Genomic DNA, 21,371 nt, shown 5'->3' with positions numbered 1-21,371 from the left:
GTATAATATGGTTGAAGGGAGCGGAAGCCGTTACGGAGCAAGGAGGTACGCCATGAAAGCCCTGACCATCACCATCAGCCGTCAGTACGGCAGCGGAGGGCGGGCCATTGCCGAGCAGCTCTCCAAGGATCTGAACATCCCCTGCTACGACAACGAGGTCATATCCAAAGCCGCTCAGGAGAGCGATATCGGCGCGTGGGAATTCTCCATGGCGGAGAACATGCGCTTTTCCGAATTCATATACGCGCTCTCGGACATCACCCCCCACTGCGAGTCCCAGCCGCTCACCTACGGCGAGCGCATTTTCGAGGCTCAATCCACGGCGCTGCGGAAGCTGGCCGACCAGGGTCCCGCCATCTTCCTGGGTCGCTGCGGCAACTACGTGCTGCGGGACCGGCCCAACTGTGTCCACCTCTTTATCTGCGGCTCCCCGGAGGTCCGGGCACGCCGGGCGGTGGAGGTCTACGGGCTCAAGGAGAGCGAGGCTGCCCGGGAGATCCGGCGGATGGACAAGCTGCGCTCCGCCTACTACGGCACCAACACCGGCAGCCATTGGGGCTACGGGGAGACCTACGACCTCACCATCAACACCGACAAGCTCGGGGTGGAGGGGGCCGTCCGGCTCATCAAGAACTATATGATCCTCCGTGGCTGACCCACACAATACGAGGAGGGCCCTCCAGGCGATGCCTGGAGGGCCCTTTTTTGTTGTGTATTACCGCTCCATCTCGGTGATGAGGTCCACCCGGCGCTGGTGGCGTCCCCCCTCGAACTCGGTGGTGAGGAAGGCCTCCACGATCCGCTCGGCCAGGTTGGGACCCACTACGCCGGCGCCCATGGCCAGCATGTTGGCGTCGTTGTGGCGGCGGGTCATCTCAGCCACATAGGGGTCGGTGCACAGGGCGCAGCGGATGCCCTTGACCTTGTTGGCGGCGATGGAGATGCCCACACCGGTGGTGCAGATGACGATGCCCCGCTCGCATTTGCCGGAGGCCACCGCCTCGGCGGCCGCCTTGGCGTAGACGGGGTAGTCACAGCTGGTGGTGTCGGCGCAGCCGTAGTCCACATAGTCCAGCCCGTGGGAATCCAGGTACTCCTTGACATGCTGCTTCAGCGGAAACCCGCCGTGATCGGAACCAAGTGCGATCATAAATACTACCTCCTGTTATTTTTCAACGTCATTTTACATTCAACAGCGGGTTTCCGCCGCCGCCCTGCGGCGTCCGGCGGTCACGCCGTCCAAGCGTCTTGTCCAAAGTATAATACTTTTTGTTATTTTTTATTATAATATATCGTTTTGTGCGAGACAAGCCCCTCCGAATCAACCTCACAGCTTGACGGGCCTGGGCTGTCGTTTCTCGTAGAGGGTCACATACCGGAATCCGGCCTGGGTCAGGAGCTCATAGGCCTCCGGCACCCCTTTACCCACATTCTCTGTGCGGTGGGCGTCGGAGCCCACGGTGATGAGCTCTCCTCCCACCTCTTTGTAGATCTTCAGCACCGGCAGCCAGTCGGCCAGGGTACGGCCGTTGTAGGTATTGAGCTCGATGGCGTGGCCGGTCTGGGCCACGGTGCGGAGGATCTCCCGGATCTGCTCCCAGTACCGGTCCAAGGATACAGTCTGCCCATCCCGCATACACATATACCGCAGCGGGTAGATGATGTGACCCATGGCGTCGTAGTCCGGGATGGGCGCCAGGCGGAGCATCTGGGCAAAGTAGTCGTCCAGGCAGGCGTAGCACACCTCCGGGGCGGTATAATCCACAAAGTAGAAGTCCTTGGCGCCGGCCTCAGGGGTCAGGTTGTGGAGGGAGCCGATGACGAAGTCCAGCTCCGGCTGGGCCAGGGTGGCCTTGGCCCGGTCGGGATAGCGGTTGGCGCTGCCGAACTCCACCCCCAGCCGGACGGTGAGCCGCCCCCGGTACCGCTCCGCCGCCTCCCGTCGCTGCGCCAGGGCGGGGACCCAGTCGTAGCCGTTGGGCTGGGGCTTGCCGTCCAGGTCCACCAGGTCATAGTGGTCGGTGACACACAGCTCCGAGAGGCCGGCCTTCACGGCGGCCTCGGCCATCTCAGTAAGGGGCACCTCCCCGTCGGAGGAGAGCTTGGTGTGGGTGTGATAGTCGATATAATACATGAGGGGGACCTCCTATGTGGAAATCAGAACGGCCAGGAGGGGAACCACTTGAGGCAGCTGGAGGTATACCAGGTGGGTACCATGAGGCCGACGAGCACGGGATAAAAGGCGATATAGAGTCCCACGGCCAGGGCGGTGAGGCCGTACACCCCGTTCTTCCAGCGGCGGCTGCGCTCCATCAGGCCGTTAAAGAGCAGGCTGATTGCCAGCACCAGAAAGAGGGTGGAGGGGAAGTAGTGGTATTCGAAGGTGGTGCGGCCGATGAACATCCAGGGCACCAGCTGAGAGAGGTAACCGATCACGATGAAGAGGGCCTGGGGGGAACGGAGGGGGAAGGCCCAGCTGGCCAGGGCGCCAACCCCCAGCCAAAGGACCACGCCCAGGACCAGCAGCAGGATACCGCCCACCAGCAGGGTAGTGCCGGCGTCGGGCTGGAAGGCGGCCTCGGTCCGCAGGCAGGCCACCACAGCGATGGCGGCCACGACCAGGAAGAAGATGGCCCGGGACCGCTTTCTGCGAAAAGCCTGGGCGCCGCAGGCCAGGATGGCCAGCAGGCCGGTCCAGCAGACCACCGGGTTGTTGAAGCAGCCGAAGGCGGCCTTGAGCCCCTCAGCCTTGCCGGAGGTGTTGTCCAGGTAGTAGAGGATGGGGCGGGCGTCCACGATCCACTGGTACCACCGGGAGGAATAGGGGTGGGAGGCGGTGACGCCCTCGTGGTAGGTCAGCATGAAGTGCTGGTTCTGGAGCATGATGTCCACCACGTTCTGGCTGTCCTTGATAAAGAGCTCCCGCTGCCCGCTGAGGACCTGGGGCAGCTGGGTGAAGGGCCAGGCGAAGATTTCTGCCAGGATGCCCCACAGCCCGGCGTCGTTGCCCCGGGCGGCGGCATAGGGCCAGTAGGAGAGGGTGTAGATGAGGGCGGGGATGAGGACGAAGCACAGCACCGAGAAGGCCAGGGTCTTCCACAGCCAGGGCAGCTTGCCCGGGGCCTCGGCGGGCCAATCCCGGAGCTTGGAGAAGAGGCCGATGAAGTAGAGGACGGCCAGGCCCACCGCCCCATAGATGACGGTCCACTTGCTGGCGGCGCCGATGCCCCATAAGAGGCCGGAGAGGAAGAGGGGCAGCGCACAGCGGCGGAAGGGGGTCCCCGGGGCCAGGGTCAGCCACCGGTAGAGGAAGTAGTACATGAGGAGGATATAAAAGACCCCGTAGGTGTCGATGGTGCCGATGCGGGTCTGGGTAAGGTGCATGAAGTCGGCGGCGAAAAGGATGGTACCGCAGACGGCTACCGCCCGTTTGCCGAAGAGGTTTTTGAGGAAAATATAGAGGAGGGGCAGCATGAGCACCCCGAAGAGGGTCCCCATGAACCGCCAGCCGAAGGGTGTCATGCCGAAGAGGAGGATGCCCAGGCTCATGGTGAGCTTGCCCAGGGGCGGGTGGGAGACCTCGTAGGGGTAGACCCCTTCGATATGCTCCAGGGCGGTGCGGGGGTGGTAGATCTCGTCAAAATAGGCGGAGTTGTACCAGGTGGAGAGGGCGGGCACCGTGTCCTGCTCGTCGAAGAGGGCGTCGCCGCCGGTGGTGAGGCCGGTGAGGTCCACGAAGCCGTCCTCGTCGTAGAGGGCCAGCTCCTCCAGGTCCAGCAGGCCCTTGTCGGCCCGGCCGGTGATGCGAAGGTACTTTATATCCTGTGGGTTGGTGGGCTCCACCGTCTGCCATTTAAAGAGATCGTTATACTTCTGGGGTAGGGCGTAGCTGGGATCGTAACCCTCGGCGTCGGCCCAGTACCACACATCCTTGCCATCCTCCTCCTTCTGCCAGAGGGTGTACCAGGTCTGGCCGTCGGGGGAGATCTCCACGTTGTAGTCCCCGGTGCCCAGGCCGGTGAAGTAGGCCAGCTTGGTGAGGTGGACCTCCTGGGAGAGGGTCACGGTGACGGTCTGATCCTCCCCGAAGTCCAGGGCGGACTGGGGGGCGGAAAAGGAACCCAGCTGGAAAAAGGCGGTGGCGGCATAGACCACCGTAATGAGGAGCATGGGCAGCAGGTCCTTCCGCTCTATGGGGTGATGGGGCAGGACAAAGGAGAAGGGGGCCTGCTCCTGGAGGGCCACCCACTCCAGGCTCCCTCTCCGGGGCCGGGCGGCGGCACAGCAGCGGGCGAAAAAGAAAAATACCCCCGTCAACACCACCAGGGCAATGAGCATCCCCGGCAGGCAGGGCAGGATATACTGGTCCACAATGGTTTGCAGCTGGGTCATGAAGGCACCTCCGGCGCAGCACAAAAAATAGGGGACGGGCACAAGCCCGTCCCCTATTGTATTTCTTTTCCGGATGGATGTCAAAAGATTCTTGCCGATGCCTCACCGGGGGACGATATGGAACAAAAATCCTTCTCCGCCGGGGACCAGACGGATGTCAGCCTCCTGGAAGCTGAACCCGGCCAGGGAGCTGTCACCCGGCGTATAGTGCTGGCAGACCGTCACGGTGAGGTAGGGCGCCTTTCCCTCCTGGGCCGACTTCTGCACAGACGCCGTATCCACCTGCACTGTGGTGTGGAAAGGCTGTCCCTCCACATAGGGCACCTCTGCCTTGTTGCCGCCGGGGGCCCAGGCCACCACGTAGTTGTAGTACGTCTGGCTCTGGTCCAGACAGCCGCTGATCTCCACGGTGGAGCCGCCCACTGCCCGGATCTCCAGATAGCGGCCGGAGCCGTAGTCCTCCCGGTAGTAATCGGTGTCGTAGGGCTGGTCGGAGGCGGGGCCGCTGGTCCCGGTGTTGGTGCTCCCGGTGCCGGTATTGGTGGTTCCGGTACCAGTACTCGTGCTTCCGGTACCGGTATTCGTATTCCCGGTACCAGGGGTGGTCCCCTCACCGGTGCCCGGCTGCACCTCCGAAACGGTGCCGTCGGTGACGGTGATGGTGCAGCTGGCGCTCACGGTGTGGCCGTTGGCGGCAGTGGTCGAAATGGTGATGGTATCGGTGCCCGCCTTCTCAGCGGTGTAAACGGCGTGGAGATTATCCGTGGGCCGCAGGGAGCCGCGATAGCTCCAGGCGATGAGGGGGTTGAGCCCGGCGGGGACGGTCTCCACGGTCAGGTCCAGGCTCTCCCCCACCTTCACGGTGGCGGAGGCGGGGGTGAGTTTCAGCCCGGTGAGGGTGGGCTCCGGGGTGACGGTGACGGCGCAGGTATCCTCGTAGACCTTGCCCCGGTAGGTCATGGAGGCGGTGATGGTGGCGGTGCCGGCGCTCCGGCCGATCACGTCGCCCTCACTGTCCACGTAGGCCACGGAGGGGGCGCTGGAGACAAAGCGTACCTGGGGCTGCTGGCCGTCGGGGAGGCCAGTGCAGCTGGTGGTCAGCTTTTGCGACACTCCGCCCGCCATCAGCTCCATGGTGGAGGGTGTCAGGTCAAAGGAGACCTGGGCGCTGCCGGTGGCCTGGTTGGCGTCCACCTGGAGGGTGTAGACCAGGAGGCCCCGGTTGTTTTCGGTATAGCTCCGGCTGGCCACGCCGAAGTCGGGCCGGACCCAGGTGAGGGTCTCCCCGTCCACCACCACGTTGCCGGTGGGAATCTGGTAATCGGCCACGGTCTGGGTGCTGCCCATCTGGCGGCCCTGGCCGTCAAAGAGTGCATAGCTGAAGTCGCCCGCCGTGCCGGCGGCATCCCGGGTCTGCCACATGACCACAAAGGTGTTGTCGTTGACGGCCACCAGGCGGACGTCCTCCACCCACTCACTGCCGTCGTTAAAGTTGGTCAGCCACTGGATGTCGGCCTTGCCGTTGGGGAAGCCGTCCTTGGGCACCACAGCCAGCAGGGCGTTCATCCGCTCCTCCTTCCAGGAGGCGGCGTCGGTCTGGGGGGCGGAGGCGCCGGCCAGCAGGTAATAGCCGTCGGAGGCGGCCACCCCGCCCAGGGCGGCGTGGGTGGTGTTGTCGCCCACGGCGCCATAGAAGGAGAGTACATTTTGCTGGGCGCCGCTGGACTGAGTGATGGCGAAGGAGCGGGGGTAGGCATCGCCCAGGTCGGCGTAGACGGGGGCGCCGTCAGCGAAGATCACGTCCTGGGCAAAGGAGTGGCTCACATGGTTGGCGGGGAACTCACTGCTGGTCTCCATCACCGCCATGTCGGAGGTGCGGATGAGTGCGGTGAAGTTGGACTGGTGGTTGAGGCCGTCAGAGGTGAGGTAGCGCAGCCGGGCGGTGTGGAGGACCAGGGTTCCGTCCTCCTCCGCCATGGCGGTGTTGTCGGTGGAGCGGAAGGGCTGGATGGTATAGCTCTCCCCGCCGGTGATGGAGGCGGCACCCACCCGGTTCCAGCTCCGGTCGTATTTGACGACCCGGTAGACCTCCTTGCTGTCATTCTCCTCCTTGTTCTCCTGGCCGTAGACAGCGTAGTAGCCGTCCTCGCCCACATAAAAGCTCCCAAATATGGACAACTCGGCGGGCAGGGTACGGATTCCCTGAGAGACGCCGTCGCTGGAGAAGGTCTCCACCTTGAGCTGGGCCTCCTCCGCCCGGACCACGGTATAGCCGCCGTCGGCGCCGGGGACCAGCCACAGGGGGGTGTTCCCCAGGTAGACGGAGCTGGAGGTTCTCACGGGGGCCTGGCTCTGGAGGAGGGTCATCCCCGCTCCCGCCAGCTGCTCACCCCGGAGCGCGGTGGCCGAGGTGAAGGCCCGGTCCACCATGACGGCGGCCTCGTTCCAGGTGATGGTGCCCTTGGGGTTAAAGCGCCCGGCCTCGTCTCCCTCCATGATGCCCAAAGCGGAGGCCTGGTCCACGTAGGTGGAGGCCCAAGTGCTGACGGTGGCGGCGTCGGTGAAGGTTTTGGCCGTGCCCCGCTGGGCCATGGAGCCCTCCAGCACCGACTGCTCCAGGAAGTCGATGGCGGAGCACATCATCTTGGCCGCCTGCTCCCGGGTGAGGAGGGCGTCGGTGTCCGCCCGGCGCTGTCCATTCACCAGGGCGCCCTCGGTGATGCCGTAGGCGGCGGCGTAGTACATGCCGTTCTTTCCCCCGAGGTTGTACTGGTTTATCGTGTCGGCGATGTCGGTGAAGTAGCTGCTCTCCTTGGCGGGGACGGCAGCAAAGCTGGAAGGGGTCATCTCCTTCTGGACCAGGTTCACCAGGAGCTGGCAGAAGTCGCCCCGGCGGATGGGAGCGGTTGTGGCGCCCCCGGTGTTGAGGCCCTCCAGAATACCGTTCTCCTCCAGATGGGTCAGCTGTGCCGCCGACCAGGCGGGAGGTGCATCGGAGAAGGCGCCGGCGGTCACGCCGCCGGTGAGCAGCGACGCACCGACGAGGCCGGCAACCAAGACCTGTTTCCATTTCATGACAGCTATACTCCTCTCTGTTTCGCGCCCGGAAGCGTGTTTCTAGCTCTCAGTATAGTCCTCTCTCCAGAAGAAGTCCACCCCCCGGCAAAAAACGACCCCGGTCCCAAATGGGACCGGGGTCGGAACGGGCTTACTTCTTCTTTTTGTTGCCCAGGTTTTCAAAAAAGTTCTTGATGGGGTCATTGCCGGCGTGCTCCTCGCCCATGGTGGCGGCGAAGGCCCGTAGGGCGTCCTTCTGCTCCTTGTTGAGGCCGGTGGGGACCTTTACCTTCACGGTGACATACTGGTCGCCCCTGCCCCGGCCGCCCAGGCCGGGGATGCCCTTGCCCCGGAGCCGGAAGGTGGTGCCGGACTGGGTGCCCTCAGGCATCTCGTACTTCACGTTGCCGTCGATGGTGGGGATCTCCAGCTCAGCACCCAGGGCCGCCTGGACGAAGGAGACGGGCTGGTCCATGTAGACCGCCGTGCCCTCCCGCCGGAAGATGGGGTGGGGCTTGACGGTGACGCCGATGAGCAGGTCGCCCGCCGGTCCGCCGTTGCGCCCGGCGCCGCCCTGCCCCCGGAGGGAGACAGCCTGACCGTTGTCGATGCCGGCGGGGATGGTGACGGCCAGCTTCTTCTGCTTGCGGACGGTGCCCGCGCCGTTGCAGGTCTTGCAGGGCTGGTGAATGATCTTGCCGGTGCCGCAGCACTTGGGGCAGGAGGTGGTGGTGGAGAAGGAGAAGCCTCCTCCGCCCCGCTGGATGCGCACCGTGCCGGTGCCGTGGCAGTCGGGGCAGACCTCCGCCGTGGTGCCGGGGGCGCAGCCGGTGCCCTTACAGACGTCGCACTGCTCGGTGCGGCTCACCGTGACCTCCTTCTCGCAGCCGAAGGCCGCCTCCTCGAAGGTGATGGTGACGCCGGCCCGAATGGTCTCACCCTTCTGAGGGGCGTTGCGCCGGCTGCCGCCGCCGCCCCCGAAGCCGCCGCCGAAGAAGGACCCGAACAGGTCGCCCAGGTCGATGTCCCCCATGTCGGTGAAGCCGCCGAACCCGCCGAATCCGCCGCCGTTGGGGTTGAAGTTGGGGTCTACCCCCGCGTGGCCGAACTGGTCGTACCGGGCCCGCTTATCCTTATCCGAGAGGATCTCGTAGGCCTCGTTGACCTCCTTGAAGTTGGCCTCGGCCGTCTTGTCACCGGGGTTGAGGTCGGGGTGGTACTTTTTGGCCAGCTTCCGGTAGGCCTTTTTAATCTCATCGTCCGACGCGCCCTTGCTGACGCCTAGGACCTCATAATAATCTCGTTTCTGTTCCGCCATTGGTTCTCACCTCTTTGCGCGGAAAGGGGCGGGGTCGGAGACCCCGCCTGCGCTTCCCATGGGGCGCCGGCGTAACCGCCGGAGCGCCTCTTCTGAATTCAAAAGGATCTTACTTATTATCGTCGTCCACGACCTTGTAGTCGGCATCCACCACGTTGGGGTCGGTGCCGCAGGAACCGCCGCAGTCGCCGCCGGCGCAGCCGCCCATGTCGGGACCGGCCTGGCCGCCCTGAGGATTGGCCTGCTGATACATCTTCTCGGCGATGGGGTAGAAGGCCTTGGTGGTCTCCTCGGTGGCCGCCTTGATGGCCTCCACGTCGGTGCCCTTCAGGGCTTCCTTCAGCTTGTTGAGGGCGGCCTCCACGCTGGCCTTGTCGCTGGCGTCGATCTTGTCCTTGGCGTCCTCCAGGGCCTTCTCGGTCTGGTAGACCACCTGGTCGGCCTGGTTGCGGACGTCCACCTCTTCCTTCCGCTTGGCGTCCTCGGCGGCGAACTGCTCGGCCTCGCGGACGGCCTTGTCGATGTCCTCCTTGGACATGTTGGTGGAGGAGGTGATGGTGATGTGCTGCTCCTTGCCGGTGCCCAGGTCCTTGGCGGAGACGTTCACGATGCCGTTGGCGTCGATGTCGAAGGTGACCTCGATCTGAGGCACGCCGCGGCGGGCGGGAGCGATGCCATCCAGGTTGAAGCGGCCCAGGGTCTTGTTGTACTGGGCCATCTCACGCTCGCCCTGGAGGACGTGGACCTCAACGGAGGTCTGGTTGTCGGCGGCGGTGGTGAAGACCTGGCTCTTGTTGCAGGGGATGGTGGTGTTGCGCTCGATGAGCTTGGTCATGACGCCGCCCATGGTCTCGATGCCCAGGGACAGGGGGGTGACGTCCAGCAGCAGCAGGCCCTTCACGTCGCCCACCAGGACGCCGCCCTGGATGGCGGCGCCGATGGCCACGCACTCATCGGGGTTGATGCCCTTGAAGCCCTCCTTGCCGGTGAGCTTCTTGACCATGTCCTGCACGGCGGGGATACGGCTGGAGCCGCCCACCAGCAGGACCTTGGAGATGTCGCTGGCAGAGAGGCCGGCATCGCTCATGGCCTGACGCACGGGGCCGGCGGTGCGCTCCACCAGGTTGGCGGTGAGCTGGTCGAACTTGGCGCGGCTCAGGGTCAGATCCAGGTGCTTGGGGCCGGTGGCATCGGCGGTGATATAGGGCAGGTTGATGGCGGTGGAGGTGACGCCGGAGAGCTCGATCTTGGCCTTCTCAGCGGCCTCCTTCAGGCGCTGCATGGCCACCTTGTCGCCGGAGAGGTCGATGCCGTTGGAGCTCTTGAACTCGGCGACCATCCAGTCCATGATGGCCTGGTCGAAGTCGTCGCCGCCCAGATGGGTGTCGCCGGAGGTGGAGAGGACCTCAATGACGCCGTCGCCGATCTCCAGGATGGACACATCGAAGGTGCCGCCGCCCAGGTCGTAGACCATGATCTTCTGGTCCTGCTTCTCCTTATCCACACCGTAGGCCACAGCGGCGGCGGTGGGCTCGTTGATGATACGCTTCACGTCCAGACCGGCGATCTTGCCGGCGTCCTTGGTGGCCTGACGCTGGGCGTCGTTGAAGTAGGCGGGGACGGTGATGACGGCCTCGGTGACGCTCTGGCCCAGATAGGCCTCGGCGTCGGCCTTCAGCTTCTGAAGGATCATGGCGCTGATCTCCTGGGGAGTATAGGCCTTGCCGTCGATAGTCACCTTGTGGTCGGTGCCCATCTGACGCTTGATGGACATGATGGTGCGGTCGGGGTTGGTGATGGCCTGGCGCTTGGCCACCTGGCCCACCATACGCTCGCCGTCCTTGGAGAAGGCCACCACAGACGGGGTGGTGCGGTTGCCTTCAGCGTTGGCGATAACAACGGGTTCGCCGCCCTCCATGACGGCCACGCAAGAGTTCGTGGTACCAAGGTCGATACCGATGATCTTAGACATAAACGATTCCTCCAATATATTGAAAACTTATTTTTAACGATGGTCGTGTGGGCGGCCAAAGGCCGCCCCTACGGGATAGTGTCAGTTCGCAACTTTCACCATGGCGAACCGGATGACCTTCTCGCCCAGCCTGAAGCCGGACTGGAAGACCTCCACCACGGTGTTCTCCCCGGCGCTCTCGTCCTCCACGTGCATGACGGCGTTGTGGAGGGAGGGGTCGAAGGTCTCGCCCAGGGCGGGGATCTCCTCCACGCCCAGCTTGGAGAGGATGTCCTTCAGGCCGGTCATGGTCATCTCCACGCCCTTCTTGTACGCCTCGTCGGCGGTCTCCTGCTTGAGGGCCCGCTCCAGATTGTCGTATACGGGCAGGAAGGCGGCCACGGCGTCGCTCTTGGCGCCCTGATAGATGCCCTCCTTCTCCTTCTGGGAGCGCTTGCGGAAATTGTCGTACTCGGCGGCCAGGCGGAGGTACTGCTCCTCCTTTTCGTCCATCTGCTTCCGCAGCTTTTCCAGCTCCTCCAGCAGCGGATCGGCCGCCGCCTCCTGCTGGGGAGCGGCCTGGGCCTCGGTCTGGGTCTGGGTCTCCTCCACGGGGACCTCCTCCACAGCCGGGTCCTGCTGTTTCTTTTCCTGCTTGCTCAAGCGATTACCTCCTAAGTGGATCGTCCTACTTCTCCTTTTCCTCTGCCGGCGGCAGGCTGCCCTGTTCAAAGAGGCGGCTCAGGCCGGCGGCGAAATAGGAGAGACGGGCGGTGATCTTTGCATAGTCCATCCGGGTGGGGCCCACCACACCGATGACGCCTCGCATGCCGTCGCCGATGTCGTAGCTGGCCACCACCACGCTTGTGTCTTTCAGGGCGTCGGCCACGTTCTCCGGGCCGATAAGGATCTCCATGGGGTCCCCCTGGGGCATGGGAAAACGGGCGGCGTCCTGGTCCTCGCTGAGGTAGCTCATGAGGGGGGCGGCCCGGTCCAGGCTGCGGTACTCCGGGTGGGAGAGGAGACTGGCGATGCCGGCGGTGTGGACCCTGCGCTGCTCCAGGCTCTCCAGCACATCCATGGCAAAGGAGACCACCAAACTGATGAGGCCGTAGGCCTCGCCTGCCGCGTGGGAGGCCACCCGCATGAGCTCGGGGGTGATCTCGTCCAGGGTGAGGCCGGTGAAGGTGGTGTTCAGCAGGGTGTTGAGCAGCTGGAGCTGGGCCTCGCTCAGGTCGGAGGGCAGCCTCACCAGCCGGTTGCGGACCACGTTGGTATCCGTCATCACTACAATAATAAAGGAGTCGCTGGAGACCATCAGCAGATCGAAGCGCTGGATGGTCACCCGGCTGGACCCGGAGGCCAGGGCGAAGGCGGGATACTGGGTGAGCTGGGAGATCACCCGGCCGGCCTGGTCGATGACCTGGTCCAGCTCCCGCATCTTCAGATGCAGGGCCTCATTGAGCTTCCGGGTCTCCTGTACCGACAGGCGGTAGTCTTCCATGAGCTCGTTGACGTACACCCGGTAGCCCCCCGGCGAGGGGATGCGCCCGGCGGAGGTGTGGGGCTGCTCCAGCAGGCCCAGGGCCTCCAGATCGGCCATCTCGTTGCGGATGGTGGCCGAGGAGACGTTGAGTCCCGGCGTGGCGGCGATGACCTTGGAGCCCACCGGCTCCGCCGTCTGGATATAGTTTTCGATGATGGCGCGGAGGATCTTTTTCTTCCGTTCCGTTAGATCCATCCCCGCTCACCTTCTTCTCTGTGGTTTTAGCACTCATTCTCCCTGAGTGCTAATGTAAATCTACCACCACCCCGGTTAAAAGTCAATAGGGTAGGTTGTAAATTAAATGTGAACGGTTTCACCCCGGTAATTTTTGCTTTTTGATCTTGCACACCCATTGTCCGATTGCCAACGGCAGGCAGGTGTGGTAGGATGATGGAAACAGAGAGGAGGGGCGGTCATGCCGTTTGACTTTTCCATTCAGGACTATGACGCTCAATATAAGGATGCCCTCATGGACATCTCCCTACCCTGGCTGGAGGGCAACGACCTCCTGGAGCCGGCGGACATCGACCAGCTGACCCACCCGGAGCGGGTGCTGGCGGCGGGTGGGCGCATCTTTCTGGCCATGGCGGAGGGGAAGCCGGTGGGCATGATGATGCTGGAGCCCTTTGGCAATGGGGTGGCCGAGCCCTTCAAGTTCGGGGTGCTGGAGGCCTGCCGGAACCACGGCATCGGCAAGGCCCTCATGGAGGCCACCATTGACGCCGCCCGGGCCATGGGGGTCCACACCCTGGTCCTCACCTCCCACCACAGCCTGAAGGCCGCCCTCCATATCTATGAGTCCTACGGCTTCCGCTATGAGGACCACGACCACGTGGCCTTCGAGCTCTCCGACATCGCCATGAAAAAGGAGCTCTGACCGTTACCCCACCGACACAGAAGGGCCGGTCCGGGGCGAAATCCCTCTATTCCGATCGTCCTTTCTTTTTTTCAACAAAAACCGCTGCCTCTCCCTTCCCATTCTTTCCAGTATAGAATCCTCTCTCCCTCCACATCCTCTTTCTTACAGGAATCTTCGATGATGGAGGAGAAGCGCCATGATGAAACGAACCCTCGCGGTCCTGCTCTGCGCCGGGCTGCTGGTCTGTCCCGCCGCCGCTGCCGCCGCTGGCAGTCCCCAGGTGGAGGCCGCCGACGCAGTGCTGATGGAAAAGGAGACGGGCACCGTTCTGTGTGAGCAGAACGCCCACGACAAGCGGGAGCCGGCCAGCGTCACCAAGATCATGACCCTGCTGCTGGTGATGGAGGCCCTGGACGAGGGCCGCATGGCCCTCACCGACCAGGTCACCGTCTCCGCCTACGCCGCCTCCATGGGGGGCTCCCAGGTCTATTTAAAGGAAGGGGAGCAGATGAGCGTGGAGGAGCTCATCAAGGCGGTGGCGGTGGTGTCGGGCAACGACGCCGCCGTGGCCCTGGCCGAGCACATCGCCGGCAGTGAGGAGGCCTTCGTGGCCCGGATGAACGAGCGGGCGGCCCAGCTGGGCATGGCCGACACCAACTTTGTCAACTGCACCGGCCTCCCCGCGGCGGGCCATCTGACCTCCGCCTACGACATCGCCCTCATGTCCCGGGAGCTCATCCTCAACCACCCGGACATCCGGCAGTACAGCACCATCTGGATGGACACCATCCGGGGCGGCCAGTTCCAGCTGGCCAACACCAACAAGCTGGTCCGCTACTATGAGGGCTGCACCGGCCTGAAAACCGGCTCCACCGACTCCGCCCTCTACTGTCTCTCCGCCACCGCCGAGCGGGAGGGCATGGAGCTCATCGCCGTGGTCCTGGGCTCCCCCACCTCCGCCCAGCGCTTCAGCGCCGCCCAGGCCCTGCTCACCTACGGCTTTGCCAACTACACCCTGGTGGACGTCCGCCCCGACCAGGCCATTCCGCCGGTGGCCGTCTCCCTGGGGGTGACCGACACGGTTCAGCCCGTGCTGGCAAACGGCAGCCGCATCCTGGTGGAGAAGAGCCAGCTCAACCAGATTACCACCTCCCTCCAGCTCTCTGAGGACGTGGAGGCCCCCGTGGAGCAGGGCCAGACGCTGGGTGAGCTGACCGTCTCCGCTGGCGATACCAAGCTCTGCACCATCCCCCTGGTGGCCGACCAGGCGGTGGCACGCATCACCGTCCCCGGCCTGTTCCTGCGGCTGGTCCGGAACCTCTTTCTGGCCGGCTGAGTCCTTCTGTTTCTCTCCTCGGAAAGAAACGGAAAAATATGCGTAAAAATTATGGTTCCCGCCCTCCCGCACCTTGACGGAGTGCTATTTGTGTTGTATAATTCATACAAATAACTAGAGCTATATTTTAGGTCAATTAGCGTTATTGACAAGCTTCGACGGTGTCCCCCAGGGGCATTTGGATAATATTACCAAAGAAATGAGGCGCTAACCATGGATCGCACAAATAAACCCACCACCGAGGAGATCGTCAGGGCGTACACCAACGGCGAGGCCATCCGGGCCTGGGCGTTCATGGGCTCCCATGCCCAGGAGCGGGACGGACAGTGGGGCTACACCTTCCGCGTCTGGGCGCCCCACGCCGCAGAGGTCTCCGTGGTGGGAGACTTCAACCGCTGGGAGGAGGAGGCCAATCCCCTCTCTCCCATCGGCGGGGGCCTGTGGGAGGGCTTTGTCCCCGGCCTGGACCGCTATGACATCTATAAGTATTCCATCCGCACCAAAGACGGCCGGACCCTTCTGAAGGCCGACCCCTATGCCTTCCACGCCGAGACCCGGCCGGGCACCGCCTCCAAGCTCTACGAGCTGGGGGGCTACCAGTGGAACGACCAGTCCTGGCTGGACTACCGGAAGAAAAACCCGATTTATCACCGTCCACTGAATATCTATGAAGTCCACCTGGGCTCCTGGCGGCGGACGGGGGACGGGCAGTTCCTCTCCTACCGGGGGATTGCCGACTACCTGGTCCCCTACGTGAAGGAGATGGGCTTCACCCATGTGGAGTTTATGCCCCTCACCGAGCACCCCCTGGACGACTCCTGGGGCTACCAGTGCACCGGCTACTTCGCCGCCACCAGCCGCTTCGGCACCCCCGACGACCTCATGTACCTCATCGACCAGCTCCACCAGGCCGGAGTGGGCGTCATCCTGGACTGGGTGCCCGCCCACTTCCCCAAGGACGCCTTCGGCCTCTACGAGTTCGACGGTGAGCCCTGCTATGAGTACCAGGACATGCGTAAGGGTGAGCACGCCGATTGGGGCACCCGGGTCTTTGACTACGGCCGCAACGAGGTCCGCTCCTTTCTCTTCTCCTCCGCCCTTTTCTGGCTGGAGATGTTCCACATCGACGGCCTGCGGGTGGACGCGGTGGCCTCCATGCTTTACCTGGACTACGGCCGGCAGGGCGGCGAGTGGGTGCCCAACATCCACGGCGGCAACGAGAACCTGGAGGCCGTGGACTTCCTCCAGAAGCTCAACGAGCGCATCTTCGCCGAGCACGACGACGTGATGATGATCGCCGAGGAGTCCACCGCCTGGCCCAAGGTGTCCCACCCGGTGAGCGAGGGCGGTCTGGGCTTCAACCTGAAGTGGAACATGGGCTGGATGAACGACGTGCTCCACTATATGAAGCTGGACCCCTATTTCCGGCAGTTCAACCACCGGGACATCACCTTCTCCTTTATGTACGCCTTTTCGGAGAACTTCATCCTCCCCCTCAGCCACGACGAGGTGGTCCACATGAAGGGCTCCCTCCTCAATAAAATGCCGGGGACCTACGAGGAGCAATTCTATGGCGTCCGGGCCTTCTATACATATATGCTCACCCATCCGGGCAAAAAGCTGCTGATGATGGGCAGCGAGTTCGGCCAGTGGAACGAGTGGCACTTCGAGTACTCCCTGGACTGGCACCTGATGGACAACGAGATCAACCGAAAGACCCAGGCCTTCTTCAAGGCCGCCAACCACCTCTATCTGGAGCACCCGGAGCTGTGGCAGGAGGACTTCTCCTGGAAGGGCTTCGAGTGGATCTACGCCGACGACAACCAGGCCAACACCATCTCCTTCCTCCGCAAGGACGACAAGGGGGATACCCTGGTGATCGTGTGCAACTTCTCGCCGGTGGACCGGACGGGCTACTGCATCGGCGTGCCGGTGCCCGGCGCCTACACCTGTATCTTCAACACCGACGACGAGGACTTCGGCGGCGAGGGCCGCGGGGACAAGGAGCCGGTGAAGAGCACCTACACCCCCTGCCACGGCCGGGAGCAGTCCATCATCATCACCCTGCCGCCCATGAGTGCGGTGATCTATAAGTGTACCCGCAAGTTCCCCGCCCGACGGAAGAAAGAGGCCAAGCTGGCCGTAAAGGCTCCGGCTTCCAAGCCGGCGGTGCGCAAGCCGGCGGCCAAGCCCGCCGCGAAGGAAAAGGCGGCCAAGCCCGCCCTCCGCAAGACCGCCGCCAAGCCGGCGGTGAAGGAGAAGTCTCCCCACCCGGCGGTACGCCCCAAGGCCCAGCACCCCGCCGTGAAGAAAACCCCCAAGGAGGGCTGACCCCTCCCCTCTGTGATCCTGTGATCTCCACTTTGACCGAGAGGTGATAGAGATGAAAAAAGAATGTGTCGCCATGCTGCTGGCAGGTGGACAGGGCAGCCGCCTAAAAGCTCTGACGTCAAAAGTAGCAAAACCCGCTGTCCCCTTCGGGGGCAAATACCGCATCATCGACTTCCCCCTGAGCAACTGCGTCAACTCCGGCATTGATACCGTGGGCGTCCTCACCCAGTACCAGCCCCTGGAGCTCAACGGTTACATCGGCAACGGCCAGCCCTGGGATCTGGACCGCTCGGACGGCGGTGTCCACATCCTGCCCCCCTACGTGAAGGAGGGGGACAAGGGCACCTGGTACAAGGGTACCGCCAACGCCATCTATCAGAACATCGGCTTTATCTCTCTCTACGACCCCGACTACGTCCTCATCCTGTCCGGCGACCACATCTACAAGATGGACTACGAGCAGATGCTGGAGCACCACAAGGCCATGAACGCTGCCTGCACCATCTCGGTCATGGAGGTCCCCATGGAGGAGGCGCCCCGGTTCGGCATCATGAACGTGGATGAGAACGACATGATCTACGAGTTCGAGGAGAAGCCCAAGAAGCCCAAGAGCAACCTGGCCTCCATGGGCATCTACATCTTCAACTGGAAGCAGCTGCGGGAGTACCTCATCGCCGACGAGGCCGATGAGAAGTCCGCCAATGACTTCGGCAAGAACATCATCCCCGCCATGCTGGCCAACAGCGAACGGATGGCGGCCTACCGCTTCTCCGGCTACTGGAAGGACGTGGGCACCATCGACTCCCTGTGGGACGCCAACATGGATATGCTCTCCGTCCACAGCGGCATCGACCCCTACGACACCGAGTGGCCCATCTACGCCCGCACCCCCACCCGGCCGCCCCACTTCACCGGCCCCAACGCCGTGGTCCATCACTCCCTGATGACCGGCGGCTGCGTGGTGGACGGCGAGGTGGAGAACTCCGTTCTCTTCCACTCCGTGACGGTGGAGAAGGGGGCCAAGGTCCGCTACTCCATCCTCATGCCCGGCGCCGTCATCAAGGAGGGGGCCGACGTGGAGTACGCCATCGTGGCCGAGAAGGCCGTCATCGGTGCCGGCGCCAAGGTGGGCACACCGCTGGCGGTGGACGGTGCCCCGGACGACTGGGGCATCGCCGTGGTTTCCGAGGGCATCAAGGTGGGTGACAACGCCGTGGTCCCGGCCAAGGCCATGGTCACCCGGAACGTGAAAGGGGGTGCGGCGAAATGACCAACAAGCTGCACGGGATCATTTTCGCATACCGCTCCAATCCGCAGCTCCGGGAGCTCTCTCAGCCCCGGAACACCTGCTCCATCCCCTACGGCGGCCGCTACCGGGTGGTGGACTTCATGCTCTCCAACATGGTCAACGCCGGCATCTCCGACGTGGGCCTCATCGTACATACCAACTACCAGTCCCTCCTGGACCACGTGGGCTCCGGCAAGGATTGGGACCTCTCCCGCAAACACGGCGGACTGCGCATCCTCCCCCCCTTTGGCTACGCCGACAAGCAGCGGGAGGGCGACTACCGGGGCCGCATGGACGCCCTGGCCGGGGTCTACTCCTACCTGGAGCGCATCCGTCAGGACTACGTGGTCCTGGCCGGCGGCGACGTGGCGGTGAACCTGGACCTGGACGACGTCTTTGAGCAGCACCTGCGCACCGGCGCCGACGTCACCGCCGTATGCACCCCGGTGCCCAGAGGGGACGCCCGCAGCTCCGACTACTTCACCGTACGGGAGGACGGCGTCATCGCCGACGTGTCCGTCCATCCGGTGAGCCCCATGGGCTGCGAGTCCATGGAGGTGTACATCATGAGCAAGGACCTCCTCATGTCCCTGGTGGAGCACTGCATCGCCCACAACATCCCCTCCTTCAGCCAGGGGGTGCTCCTCAACATGAGCAGCCGGCTCAAGCTGATGTCCTACACCTTCGAGGGCTACGCCGCTCGGCTCCAGTCGGTGGCCGGCTACTACGCCCGCAGCATGGAGCTGCTGGACCCCGCCGTCCGGGCCGACCTCTTCAACCCCCTGCGGCCTATCAAGACCAAGGACATGTCCAACCCCTCCACCTACTACGGCCCCGCCTCCCTGTCCAAGAACTCCCTGGTGGCCGACGGCTGCATCATCGAGGGCGAGGTGGAGAACTCCATCCTTTTCCGCGGCGTCACCGTGGAGAAGGGCGCCAAGGTCCAGAACTGCATCCTCATGCAGGGCACGGTGATCCACCAGGGCGCGGTGCTCAAATATGCCATCACCGACAAGAACGTACAGGTCAACGCCGGCCGGATGCTCATGGGCCATGAGACCTACCCGCTGGCCATCGCCAAAAACGCCGTGGTATAACGGTACATAGACCGCGCAGAGCGGCGCAGGGATGCGGCCGCCGTGTACGGCGGCCCACACCTGCCCCCTCCGGGCATCGCCGGGTCCGTCCTGCATGGCGGCCGCGGACCGTGTCCGGATGCCGGATCAAGGATGGAGAAAAGGAGTCAGTTTATGAATATTTTGTTTGCAGCCTCCGAGGTCGCCCCTTTCATCAAAACCGGCGGCCTGGCCGACGTGGCCGGGTCCCTCCCCCAGAAGCTGGCCGACATGGGCCATGACGTAAAGGTCATCCTCCCCCTCTACGAGGGCATCGCCCAGCAGTACCGGGATAAGATGCGCTTTATGTTCCACTGGAACTGCCGTCTGGCCTGGCGCACCCCCTACTGCGGCATCTTCGAGCTGCGGGAGGGCAACATCTCCTACCTCTTCGTAGACAACGAGTACTACTTCAAGCGTGCCGAGATCTACGGCCATTACGACGACGGCGAGCGCTTTGCCTTCTTCTCCCGGGCCGTCATCGAGACCCCCGCCCACCTGGACTGGCACCCTGACATCCTCCACTGCAACGACTGGGAGACTGCCCTGGTGCCCATCTACCTGCTGGAGGAGCGGGAGCGCATTTGGCAGCTCCGGGGCACCAAGAGCGTCTTTACCATCCACAACATCGAGTATCAGGGCCGCTACGGCGACCAGATCATCCAGGATCTGCTGGGCCTCAACCCCGGCTATATGAACGAGCACATGCTGGCCTACCACGGGGACGTGAACCTGATGAAGGGCGCCATCTACGCCGCCGACTACGTCACCACCGTCTCCCCCACCTATGCCAGTGAGCTCCAGTACCCCTTCTACGCCCACGGTCTGGAGGGCGTGGTGGCCGACAACCGCTGGAAGATGCGGGGCATCCTCAACGGCCTGGACACCGCCCTCTACGATCCCGCCAACGGCGCCGGCCTGGCCGCCCCCTTCAACGCCGACGACCTGAGCGGCAAGGCCGCCTGTAAGAAGGCCCTCCAGCAGGCGGTGGGTCTCCGGGAGGACCCCGACGTGCCCATCATCGCCTGCGTGTCCCGACTGGTCAAGCACAAGGGCTTCGAGCTGGTGGCCAACTCCATCCACGACATCATGGGCATGAACGTCCAGATGGTGGTGCTGGGCACCGGCGAGTGGAACTTTGAGGAGGCCTTCCGCCAGGCCCAGGCTCAGTACCCCGGCCGCTTCGCCGCCCGGCTCCAGTACTCCGCCTCCCTCTCCACCGCCATCTACGGTGGCGCCGACATCTTCCTCATGCCCTCCCTGGCCGAGCCCTGCGGCCTGAGCCAGATGATCGCCATGCGCTACGGCACCGTCCCCGTGGTCCGGGAGACCGGTGGTCTGAAGGATACCGTCATCCCCCACGGCGTGTTCGGCGACACCGGCTTCACCTTCGCCAACATCAACGCCCACGACATGGTGTGGGTGCTGGGCGAGGCGGTGGGCCTCTACTACAACAACAAGGACGGGGAGGACGGCTGGCGCGTCCTCCAGCGCAACGGCATGACCAAGGACTTCAGCTGGAACAACCCCGCCCGGGAGTATGAGGACGTCTACTACCAGATCACCGGCATCCCCCGCCCTACTGAGCCGTCGCCGGAAGCAGCCCCGGTCCCGGCGGCGGAGCCCCCTGTCCAGGCTGAGCCGGAAGCCGCACCCGTAGTGGAGTCCGCCCCCAAGGCGGAGAAGAAGCCGGCCGCCAAGAAGGCGGCGGCCAAGAAACCCACCGCCAAAAAGGCGGCAGCCAAGGCCGAAAAGGCGGAAAAAAAGCCCTCCGCCAAAAAGGCAGCCTCAAAGGTCAAGGAGGAGGCTCCCGCCCCTGTGAAGGAGACACCCAAGGCCCAGGAAGAGACTCCCGCCCCCGTCAAGGAGGCACCCAAGGCCCAGGAAGAGACTCCCGCCTCCGTCAAGGAGGCACCCAAGGCCCAGGAAGAGACTCCCGCCCCCGTGAAGGAGATCCCCGAGGCCAAAGCGGAGGTCAAAAAGTGAGGGTCGACCCCCTCCCAAAAATAGACAGTTCCAACATTGACAGAACGGATGGGCTGTGATAAACTTTGTGCGCCAATCCGTAGTCAGGCGGAATGAGACGTAGACGCGGGGGGGGGGCGCCCCCCCCCCGCACCACTTGTTAACCGCTTTACAATATTAAAAATAGAAAAAATACAAAATATAAAAAAAAAA

The 21,371-nt window shown here is 63.7% G+C and carries 15 protein-coding genes; 7 read left to right on the top strand and 8 right to left on the bottom strand.

The genetic code is table 11. The annotated features are described in order from the left end of the window. Window positions 1-52 precede the first annotated feature (52 nt). Window positions 53-655, top strand: coding sequence for an AAA family ATPase (locus ACTNBK_RS12410; RefSeq protein ID WP_294515182.1), 603 nt, complete (start codon window positions 53-55; stop codon window positions 653-655). A 60-nt stretch (window positions 656-715) separates the two neighbouring features. Here ACTNBK_RS12410 and rpiB read toward each other — a convergent pair whose 3' ends face one another. From rpiB to hrcA, 8 genes are all read right to left on the bottom strand, one after another. Next, on the bottom strand, window positions 716-1,150 hold the full coding sequence (rpiB, locus tag ACTNBK_RS12405; RefSeq protein WP_294515179.1) for a ribose 5-phosphate isomerase B: 435 nt from the start codon (window positions 1,148-1,150) through the stop codon (window positions 716-718). Between the two features lie 177 nt (window positions 1,151-1,327). Further along, on the bottom strand, window positions 1,328-2,134 hold the full coding sequence (locus ACTNBK_RS12400) for a histidinol-phosphatase HisJ family protein (protein ID WP_441146508.1): 807 nt from the start codon (window positions 2,132-2,134) through the stop codon (window positions 1,328-1,330). 23 nt (window positions 2,135-2,157) lie between these two features. Next, window positions 2,158-4,392: a glycosyltransferase family 39 protein gene (locus tag ACTNBK_RS12395; protein WP_441146506.1), complete on the bottom strand. Its 2,235-nt coding sequence runs from the start codon at window positions 4,390-4,392 to the stop codon at window positions 2,158-2,160. A 102-nt stretch (window positions 4,393-4,494) separates the two neighbouring features. Beyond that, a complete protein-coding gene (locus ACTNBK_RS12390) occupies window positions 4,495-7,467 on the bottom strand; it encodes an S-layer homology domain-containing protein (protein WP_441146504.1) in 2,973 nt (990 codons plus the stop codon). Between the two features lie 133 nt (window positions 7,468-7,600). Beyond that, on the bottom strand, window positions 7,601-8,767 hold the full coding sequence (gene dnaJ, locus ACTNBK_RS12385; protein WP_441146502.1) for a molecular chaperone DnaJ: 1,167 nt from the start codon (window positions 8,765-8,767) through the stop codon (window positions 7,601-7,603). A gap of 109 nt (window positions 8,768-8,876) precedes the next feature. Then, the gene (gene dnaK, locus ACTNBK_RS12380) at window positions 8,877-10,739 is read right to left on the bottom strand and encodes a molecular chaperone DnaK (protein WP_441146500.1); all 1,863 of its coding nucleotides are present in this window, start codon (window positions 10,737-10,739) and stop codon (window positions 8,877-8,879) included. An 81-nt stretch (window positions 10,740-10,820) separates the two neighbouring features. Then, window positions 10,821-11,381, bottom strand: a complete 561-nt coding sequence (gene grpE, locus ACTNBK_RS12375; RefSeq protein ID WP_441146498.1) for a nucleotide exchange factor GrpE — start codon at window positions 11,379-11,381, stop codon at window positions 10,821-10,823. Between the two features lie 25 nt (window positions 11,382-11,406). Further along, window positions 11,407-12,459: a heat-inducible transcriptional repressor HrcA gene (gene hrcA, locus ACTNBK_RS12370; RefSeq protein WP_441146496.1), complete on the bottom strand. Its 1,053-nt coding sequence runs from the start codon at window positions 12,457-12,459 to the stop codon at window positions 11,407-11,409. Window positions 12,460-12,679: 220 nt separating this feature from the next. On the opposite strand from hrcA, the gene ACTNBK_RS12365 reads away from it, so the two are divergent. The 6 genes from ACTNBK_RS12365 (at window position 12,680) to glgA (ending at window position 21,179) form a co-directional block, all read left to right on the top strand. Next, window positions 12,680-13,141, top strand: coding sequence for a GNAT family N-acetyltransferase (locus ACTNBK_RS12365; protein ID WP_441146494.1), 462 nt, complete (start codon window positions 12,680-12,682; stop codon window positions 13,139-13,141). A 181-nt stretch (window positions 13,142-13,322) separates the two neighbouring features. Beyond that, window positions 13,323-14,459: a D-alanyl-D-alanine carboxypeptidase family protein gene (locus ACTNBK_RS12360; protein WP_441146492.1), complete on the top strand. Its 1,137-nt coding sequence runs from the start codon at window positions 13,323-13,325 to the stop codon at window positions 14,457-14,459. Window positions 14,460-14,672: 213 nt separating this feature from the next. Beyond that, entirely contained in the window at window positions 14,673-16,790 is a 2,118-nt protein-coding gene (gene glgB / locus ACTNBK_RS12355; protein ID WP_441146490.1) for a 1,4-alpha-glucan branching protein GlgB, read from the top strand. 52 nt (window positions 16,791-16,842) lie between these two features. Then, on the top strand, window positions 16,843-18,060 hold the full coding sequence (locus ACTNBK_RS12350) for a glucose-1-phosphate adenylyltransferase (protein WP_441146488.1): 1,218 nt from the start codon (window positions 16,843-16,845) through the stop codon (window positions 18,058-18,060). Then, window positions 18,057-19,175 carry a glucose-1-phosphate adenylyltransferase subunit GlgD gene (gene glgD / locus ACTNBK_RS12345; RefSeq protein ID WP_294513745.1) on the top strand — a complete coding sequence of 373 codons (1,119 nt, stop codon included), beginning with the start codon at window positions 18,057-18,059 and terminating at the stop codon, window positions 19,173-19,175. The genes ACTNBK_RS12350 and glgD overlap by 4 nt, the downstream gene beginning before the upstream one ends. Window positions 19,176-19,328: 153 nt before the next feature. After that, a complete protein-coding gene (gene glgA / locus ACTNBK_RS12340; RefSeq protein ID WP_441146486.1) occupies window positions 19,329-21,179 on the top strand; it encodes a glycogen synthase GlgA in 1,851 nt (616 codons plus the stop codon). Window positions 21,180-21,371: the final 192 nt, after the last annotated feature.

The organism is Intestinimonas sp. HCP28S3_D6 (assembly GCF_052065695.1).
GTDB lineage: Bacteria > Bacillota > Clostridia > Oscillospirales > Oscillospiraceae > Intestinimonas.
Note: the sequence above shows the minus strand (reverse complement) of the source record. Positions and strands in the feature narration are given on the sequence as shown.